General features: G+C 75.3%; 7 protein-coding genes and 1 rRNA gene. 5 read left to right on the plus strand and 3 right to left on the minus strand.

The window, feature by feature from the left end; genetic code table 11:
* The first annotated feature begins 270 nt into the window (after positions 1 to 270).
* From ACZ4W5_RS26905 to ACZ4W5_RS26925, 5 genes are all read left to right on the plus strand, one after another.
* Positions 271 to 1,425: a DUF7847 domain-containing protein gene (locus ACZ4W5_RS26905; protein ID WP_360244492.1), complete on the plus strand. Its 1,155-nt coding sequence runs from the start codon at positions 271 to 273 to the stop codon at positions 1,423 to 1,425.
* A gap of 5 nt (positions 1,426 to 1,430) precedes the next feature.
* Entirely contained in the window at positions 1,431 to 2,138 is a 708-nt protein-coding gene (locus ACZ4W5_RS26910) for a DUF4129 domain-containing protein (protein WP_465657414.1), read from the plus strand.
* On the plus strand, positions 2,135 to 3,370 hold the full coding sequence (locus ACZ4W5_RS26915) for a DUF4350 domain-containing protein (RefSeq protein ID WP_465657415.1): 1,236 nt from the start codon (positions 2,135 to 2,137) through the stop codon (positions 3,368 to 3,370). The genes ACZ4W5_RS26910 and ACZ4W5_RS26915 overlap by 4 nt, the downstream gene beginning before the upstream one ends.
* A gap of 26 nt (positions 3,371 to 3,396) precedes the next feature.
* Entirely contained in the window at positions 3,397 to 4,377 is a 981-nt protein-coding gene (locus ACZ4W5_RS26920; protein ID WP_360244565.1) for an AAA family ATPase, read from the plus strand.
* A 61-nt stretch (positions 4,378 to 4,438) separates the two neighbouring features.
* Positions 4,439 to 5,749, plus strand: coding sequence for a DUF58 domain-containing protein (locus tag ACZ4W5_RS26925; protein WP_465657416.1), 1,311 nt, complete (start codon positions 4,439 to 4,441; stop codon positions 5,747 to 5,749).
* Positions 5,750 to 5,778: 29 nt separating this feature from the next.
* Here ACZ4W5_RS26925 and ACZ4W5_RS26930 read toward each other — a convergent pair whose 3' ends face one another.
* From ACZ4W5_RS26930 to rrf, 3 genes are all read right to left on the minus strand, one after another.
* Positions 5,779 to 6,924 (minus strand): RNA polymerase sigma factor, encoded by a 1,146-nt coding sequence (locus ACZ4W5_RS26930; RefSeq protein WP_465657427.1) that lies wholly within the window; start codon positions 6,922 to 6,924, stop codon positions 5,779 to 5,781.
* A gap of 20 nt (positions 6,925 to 6,944) precedes the next feature.
* On the minus strand, positions 6,945 to 7,352 hold the full coding sequence (locus ACZ4W5_RS26935) for a YciI family protein (protein WP_465657418.1): 408 nt from the start codon (positions 7,350 to 7,352) through the stop codon (positions 6,945 to 6,947).
* 183 nt (positions 7,353 to 7,535) lie between these two features.
* Positions 7,536 to 7,618, minus strand: a 5S ribosomal RNA gene (gene rrf, locus ACZ4W5_RS26940); the annotation flags it as partial.

Genomic DNA, 7,618 nt, shown 5'->3' on the forward strand with positions numbered 1-7,618 from the left:
ACCGGATTGTGACCTGCCGCACAGCAGTGCCTTTGCTCCACAACGGCCAACTCCTCCGCCGTCGATTTCCGGCCATACCGGGCGAATAGCCCTCCTCGGAGCGCCGCCGAACTGTCCGGAACCCGCCGTCCGACCCCCCGGCGGCCCCCGTTGTCGATCAGCAACCGGATACCCCTGGGGCGTCTCCGGGCCCCATGGCACGATGGGCGCTGCGCGCGGGCGGAAGATCCGCCCGGAGCCGCGCCCAGGACGCCCCTCCGAGGAGCAGTGATGACCGACACTCCGGGCTGGGCCTCGCCCAGCTCGTCCGAGCCGCCCCGCGACGGCGCCCGGCCCCCGGTCGACGCGCCCGCCGCCGTGCCCGGGCCGTCGGCACCCCCTCAGGCCGCACCCGCCTGGGGCGCCCAGTACGGACAGCCCAACCCCGGCAGCCGGCCCTCCGGCCAGGGCCCGTACGGCTGGGAGACCACGCGCAGCCCCCGGCCCGGCGTCATCCCGCTGCGCCCGCTCAGCATCGGCGAACTCCTCGACGGCGCCGTCACCACCGTCCGCCGCAACTGGCGCACCGCGCTGACCCTCTCGCTCGGCATCGCCGTCGTCGACCAGGCCGGCACCTTCGTCGCCAAGCTGCTGGTCAAGGGCCGTACCGGCACCTCCACCCAGCTGCTCACCCTGCTCGCCGCCATGCCGCTGACGCTGCTGCTCGACGCGCTGGCCGTCGCCCTGCTCACCATCGTGGTCAGCCGCGCCGTCCTCGGCCGACCGGTGACCGCCGGCGACGCCTGGCGCGACGCCCGCCCCCGGCTGCTGCAACTGCTCGGTCTCACCGTGCTCACCACCCTGATGAGCGTCGGCGTGGTGCTGCTCGGCTTCACCCCGCTGATCGGCTACACCGCGGGCGGCTCGGGCACGCCCGGCACCACGGCCCTGCTGTTCCTCGTCGGCCTGCTGACCGTCCCGGTCGGCCTCTGGCTGCTGATCCGCTACAGCCTGGCCGCCCCCGCGCTGATGCTGGAGAAGCAGGGCGTGCTGACCGCGCTCTCGCGCTCCCGCCGGCTGGCCCGCGGCTCCTGGTGGCGGATCCTCGGCATCGTCCTGCTGAGCCGGGTGCTGGCCGGGATCGTCGGAGTGACGCTCGCCATCCCGTTCAGCTTCCTCGGCCTGGTCCTCGGCTTCGGCTCCATGGAGCGGCTCGGCGACACCGCCCACGAGTCGGTCGGCATGATGGCGCTGACCGCCGTCGCCGGGATCATCGCCTCCGCCCTGACCACCCCGTTCCTGGCCGCCGTCGGCGTGCTGGTCTACATCGACCAGCGGATCCGCCGCGAGGCCCTGGACATCGAGCTCGCCCGCGCCGCCGGACTGCCCGAACAGGGCGGCACCGGCTGGAGCGGCCGGGCCGACCAGACCCCCGCGAGGCGCTGAACCGGATGCCCATCTGGGGGGACAGGCTCCTCGCCGCCGGCGGCGCCCCGGTCACCGTTCCACGGGACCCGGCCCGCGACGCCGCCCGCGACGAGCTGCTCAAGGCCGACTACCACAAGAACGACCCGAGCGTCCTGGAACGCGTCATCGACTGGATCTGGGACCACATCGACCGCGCCCTGGGCGACATGTCCGGCGGGGGCACCGACGGCACCACCGGACTGGTGCTCTTCCTGATCGTCGCCGCGGTGATCGCCGCCGCCCTCTGGTGGCGCCTCGGCGCACCCAAGCGCGCCGCCCGCACCGACTACGGCGTGTACGGCGCCGACGGCCCGCGCACCGCCGCGCAGTACCGCGCGGACGCCGCCGGGCACGCCGCCGCCGGCCGCTGGACCGAGGCCGTCCGCGAGCAGATGCGCGCCCTGGTCCGGGCCCTGGAGGAGCGCACCCTGCTCGACACCCGCCCCGGCCGCACCGCCGACGAGGCCGCCGCCGAAGCCGGCCGGGCCCTGCCCGAGCAGGCCGCCGCACTGACCGCGGCCGCCCGCACCTTCGACGACATCGCCTACGGCGAGCGCACCGCCGACCAGGCCGCGTACCAGCTGCTGCTGGACCTCGACCGGGCCCTGGAGCGCAGCCGCCCGGTGCTCGCCCACGCCGCGGCCGCCGCCCCGGCGCCGACCCCGACCCCGACCCCGGGAGGAGCGGCATGACCAGCACCGTCCCCGCTCCCCCCGCCCCCGAACGACCCGCCGCCCAGCACCCCGCCGACGCCGCACCGACCAGCCTCGCCCCCACCGGGCGCGGCCTGGCCCGCCGCGCCCGCTGGTACCTGGTCGCCCTCGCCGTCCTGCTGGTCGCCGCCGTCGGCCTCGCCGTCCTCAACACCGGCCACCGCTACCCGCCGCTCGACCCCCGCTCCTACGACGCCGACGGCACCCACGCCGTGGTCGCCCTGCTCGACGGCCAGGGCGTCAGGACCGAACTGCGCACCGACCCCACGGCCCCCGCCGACGGCGCCGACACCCTGGTGCTGCCCGAACCCGACCTGCTGAGCCCCACCGAGCTGCACGCCGTCGCCGCCGCCCGGCACCGGCGGCTGGTCCTGATCAACCCCGGCCCGGAGGCCCTCAGCGCGCTCGCCCCCGGCATCCGCACCTCCGACGAGGTCGGCGGCGTCCCGTTCGCGTCCGTCCGCAGCACCCACCCGAGCTGCGCCCTCCCCGAGGCCGTACGGGCCGGCAGCGCCGCGATGGGCGGCACGCTCTACACCAGCGGCAGCCGCGGCGACGGCTGCTACCCGTACCACCACGGCTACCCGCTGGTCAGCACCCCCGCCGCCCACGGCGGCGACGTCATCGTGCTCGGCAGCGGCGAGTTCCTGCAGAACGGCCGCCTCGCCGACGACGGCAACGCCTCGCTCGCCCTCGGCCTGCTCGGCTCGCAGCCCCGCCTCACCTGGCACCTGCCCGACTACTCCGCGCCGGTCGCCGCGGGCACCCAGCGCAAGACCTTCGGCGACTACATCCCGAAGGGCTGGCACTGGGCCTTCTACCAACTCGCCGTCGCCGCCGTGCTCGCCGCCCTCTGGCGCGCCCGCCGACTCGGCCCGGTGGTCAGCGAGAACCTGCCCGTGGTGGTCCGCGCCGCCGAGACCACCGAGGGCCGCGCCCGCCTCTACCGGCGGGCCAAGGCCCACGGCCGCGCCGCCGAGGCGCTGCGCCGCGCCACCGCCCACCGCCTCGCCCCCGCCCTCGGCCTCCCGCTCCAGGCCGGCGCACCGGAGCCGGAGGCACTCTGCGCGGCCGTCGCCGACCGCCTCCCCGAACGACCCGCCGGGGACGTCCGGGCCCTGCTGTACGGCCCGCCCCCGACCGACGACGCCGCGCTGCTGCGGCTCGCCGACGACCTAGACGCCCTCGAAAGGCAGGTACGGAACCCGTGACCGAACAGGCAACCGCCCAGCTCCGCATCACCCCCGGCACGGCGCCCGCTACCCCCGCCACCGACCCGCGCACGGCCCTGACCGCCCTGCGCGCCGAGATCGGCAAGGCCGTGGTCGGCCAGGACGCCGCCGTCACCGGCCTGGTGGTGGCCCTCCTCTGCGGCGGCCACGTGCTGCTGGAGGGCGTCCCCGGCGTCGCCAAGACGCTGCTGGTCCGCACCCTGTCCACGGCGCTCAGCCTGGGGACCAAGCGCATCCAGTTCACCCCCGACCTGATGCCCGGCGACGTCACCGGCTCGCTCGTCTACGACGCCCGCACCGCCGAGTTCTCCTTCCAGCCCGGCCCGGTCTTCACCAACCTGCTGCTCGCCGACGAGATCAACCGCACCCCGCCCAAGACCCAGGCCGCCCTGCTGGAGGCCATGGAGGAGCGGCAGGTCACCGTCGACGGCGAGCCGCGCGCACTGCCCGTCCCGTTCCTGGTCGCCGCGACCCAGAACCCGGTCGAGTACGAGGGCACCTACCCGCTGCCCGAGGCCCAGCTGGACCGCTTCCTGCTCAAGCTGATCCTCCCGCTGCCCGACCGCGACCAGGAGTTCCAGGTCCTGTCCCGGCACGCCTCCGGCTTCGACCCCAAGGACCTCGCCGCCGCCGGCGTCCGCCCGGTCGCCGGGCCCGAGCACCTGGCCGCCGCCCGCGAGCAGATCGCCAAGCTCACCGTCTCGCCCGAGATCCTGGCGTACATCGTCGACCTCTGCCGGGCCACCCGGCAGTCCCCGTCGCTGTCCATCGGCGTCTCCCCGCGCGGTGCCACCGCGCTGCTCGCCGCCTCGCGCGCCTGGGCCTGGCTGGCCGGGCGGGACTACGTCACCCCGGACGACGTCAAGGCCCTCGCCCTGCCCACGCTGCGGCACCGCGTCGCGCTGCGCGCCGAGGCCGAGATGGAGGGCGTCACCGCCGACTCCGTCATCCAGGCCGTCCTCGCCCAGACGCCCGCCCCCCGCTGATCCACCACCGGTAGGCGTACCGGTCCTCGAACACACCGGGCTTCCGAAGGAGCGCACCCGCATGGCCCTCACCGGGCGAACCGCCCTGATCGCCGCGCTCGGCGCGCTCTTCGTGGGCCTCCTGCTGCCCTCCTGGACCGGGATCGGGGCCGTCACCGGCGCCGTCCTGCTCGCCGTCCTGGTCGACCTGGTGCTCGCCGCCCCCGTCCGCAGCCTGCGGATCGCCCGGGGCGGCGACACCACCGTCCGGCTCGGCGACACCGCCTCGGTCGAACTGACCGTCACCAACACCTCCGGACGGCCGCTCCGCGCCCTGATCCGCGACGCCTGGGCGCCCTCCGCCTGGCGCCCCGGCACCTCCGAGACCGCCTCCCGGCACACCCTCGCCGTCCCCGGCGGCGAACGGCGCCGGACGGTCACCGTGCTCACCCCGGGCCGCCGCGGCGACCACCACGCCCACCGCGTGACGGTCCGCTCGCTCGGCCCGCTCGGCCTGGCCGGCCGTCAGGGCTCCCACCACGTCCCCTGGACGGTCCGCGCCCTCCCCCCGTTCAACAGCCGCAAGCACCTGCCCTCCCGGCTCGCCCGGCTGCGCGAACTCGACGGCCGGACCTCCGTACTGACCCGGGGCCAGGGCACCGAGTTCGACTCACTGCGGGAGTACCTGCCCGGCGACGACGTCCGCTCCATCGACTGGCGCGCCAGCGCCCGCCGCAACACCGTCGCCGTCCGCACCTGGCGCCCCGAACGCGACCGGCACATCCTGATCGTCCTCGACACCGGCCGCACCTCGGCCGGCCGCGTCGGCGACGCCCCCCGCCTGGACGCCGCCCTCGACGCCGCCCTGCTGCTCACCGCCCTCGCCACCCGCGCCGGCGACCGGGTCGACCTGCTCGCCCACGACGCCCGCAAGCGCGCCTCGGTCATCGGCAGCTCCCCCAGCGAGATCCTGCCCTCCTTCACCAACGCGATGGCCCTGCTGGAACCCGCGCTGCACGAGACGGACATGCGCTCGCTGGTCTCCACCGCACTCAAGATGGCGCCGCACCGCTCGCTCGTCGTCCTGCTCACCGGGCTTGACGCGGCCTCCGTCGAGGACGGCCTGCGCCCGCTGCTGCCGCTGCTCACCAAGCGCCACGAAGTCGTCCTCGCCTCCGTCGCCGACCCGCACCTGGACGTGCTGGCCGCCGGCCGCGGCACCGTGGAGGCCGTCTACGGCGCCGCCGCCGCCGAGCAGACCCGCGCCGACCGCCGGCACACCGCCGACCGTCTCACCCGCAGCGGGGTCACCGTCCTCGACGCCCCGCCGGCCCAGATCGCCCCGGCGCTGGCGGACGCCTACCTGGCGCTCAAGGCGGCCGGCCGGCTCTGAGCCTGGCCCGGCAAGTCCCCGTCCCCTGATCAGCTGCCGCGGCGGGCGTTGAGCCGGGCCGCCTGGCGCGTCAGATGGTCGCGCTCGGCGAGGTTGGGCGCCCGGCGGGCCGCCTCGGCGTACAGCCGGGCCGCCACCGCCAGGTCCCCGGCCCGCTCGTGGAGGTACGCGGCCGCGGCCGCGTACCGGGGCAGCGCCTCGTCCAGTTCACCGAGCGCCGCCAGGCCGGCCTGTGGCCCGTCGGCCTCACCGACCGCCACCGCACGGTTCAGCCGCACCACCGGACTGTCCGTCAGCCGCACCAACTCGTCGTACCACTCGACGATCTGCACCCAGTCGGTCTCCTCGGCGGAAGGCGCGTCGGCATGCAGCGCCGCGATGGCCGCCTGAGCCTGAAACTCGCCCAGCCGGTCCCGGGCCAGGGCCGCCTGGAGGATCCCGACGCCCTCCGCGATCAGACCGGTGTCCCAGAGCCGCCGATCCTGCTCCGCGAGCGGCACCAGACTCCCGTCGGGACCGGTCCGGCCGGCCCGCCGGGCGTGGTGCAGCAGCATCAGCGCCAGCAGCCCCGCCACCTCGGGGTGGTCGATCGCCGCCGCCAACTGCCGGGTCAGCCGGATCGCCTCGGCGGCGAGGTCGACGTCCCCGGAGTAGCCCTCGTTGAACACCAGGTAGAGCACCCGCAGCACGGTCGCGACATCGCCCGGCCGGTCGAGGCGGACCGCCGAGACGGTGCGCTTGGCCCGGCTGATCCGCTGCGCCATGGTCGCCTCGGGCACCAGATAGGCCTGGGCGATCTGCCGGGTGGTCAGCCCACCGAGCGCGCGCAGGGTCAGCGCGACCGCGGAGGACGGCGTCAACGACGGGTGGGCACACAGGAAGTAGAGCCGCAGGGTGTCGTCCACCGAGGCCGCCGGACCGGGCTCCGGCTCCTGGTCGACCAGTTCCTCCCGGCGGCGACGGGCGGTGTCCGCCCTGGTCGCGTCGAGGAACTTCCGCCAGGCGACGGTGACCAACCAGCCCTTCGGATCCCGCGGCGGATCGCTCGCCCAGCCGCGGACCGCCTCCACCAGCGCCTCCTGCACGGCGTCCTCGGCCGCCGCGAAGTCGGCTCCGCGGCGGACGAGGACAGCCAGCACACCCGGGGTGAGGCCCCGGATCAGGGCCTCGTTCATCGGGACGGTCACGGGAGAGGTCACTCCGTGACGGTCGGCGGCATGGCCAGGAACGGACGGAGCTCCAGCCACTCGTGGATCGGCTTTCCACCGGCCCCCGGCGCCGCCGACAGCTCACCGGCCAGCTCGACGGCGCGCTCGTGGCTGTCCACGTCGATCACCATCCAGCCGGCGATGAGGTCCTTGGTCTCCGCGAACGGGCCGTCCGTCACCGGCGGCCGCCCCTCGCCGTCGTACCGGACCCACGACCCCTCGGGCGCGAGCGCCTGGGCGTCGACGAACTCGCCGGTCTGCTCCAGCCGAGCCGCGAAGTCCTGCATGTACTTGATGTGCGCCGTGACCTCCTCCGGCGTCCACTGGTCCATCGGCGCGCAGTTGACCGCGGTCGGGGCGCCTCGGTAGTGCTTGAGCAGCAGGTACTTGGCCATCGTGCTTCTCCTTCGGAGCTCGTGCGACCCATTGTGGCCGCGCTCACCCCTGGGACGGAGCCGGCCACGGGTTCTCGACACGACCCGGCCAAGATTTTTTCGCCCGCCGTCCCGTCCTCCGGAGGCTCCGGAAATGCGAAAAGCCCCCGCCGGTTAACCCGGCGGGGGCTTTTCTGAATGATTGTTCGGCGGCGTCCTACTCTCCCACAGGGTCCCCCCTGCAGTACCATCGGCGCTGTGAGGCTTAGCTTCCGGGTTCGGAATGT

The organism is Kitasatospora sp. NPDC029367 (assembly GCF_055569135.1).

Excerpts from the sequence above, each read along its gene's own strand:
- ACZ4W5_RS26905 (WP_360244492.1), top strand. The coding sequence starts at position 271 with ATGACCGACACTCCGGGCTGGGCCTCGCCCAGCTCGTCCGAGCCGCCC.
- ACZ4W5_RS26910 (WP_465657414.1), top strand. The coding sequence starts at position 1,431 with ATGCCCATCTGGGGGGACAGGCTCCTCGCCGCCGGCGGCGCCCCGGTC.
- ACZ4W5_RS26915 (WP_465657415.1), top strand. The coding sequence starts at position 2,135 with ATGACCAGCACCGTCCCCGCTCCCCCCGCCCCCGAACGACCCGCCGCC.
- ACZ4W5_RS26925 (WP_465657416.1), top strand. The coding sequence starts at position 4,439 with ATGGCCCTCACCGGGCGAACCGCCCTGATCGCCGCGCTCGGCGCGCTC.
- ACZ4W5_RS26930 (WP_465657427.1), bottom strand. The coding sequence starts at position 6,924 with ATGAACGAGGCCCTGATCCGGGGCCTCACCCCGGGTGTGCTGGCTGTC.
- ACZ4W5_RS26935 (WP_465657418.1), bottom strand. The coding sequence starts at position 7,352 with ATGGCCAAGTACCTGCTGCTCAAGCACTACCGAGGCGCCCCGACCGCG.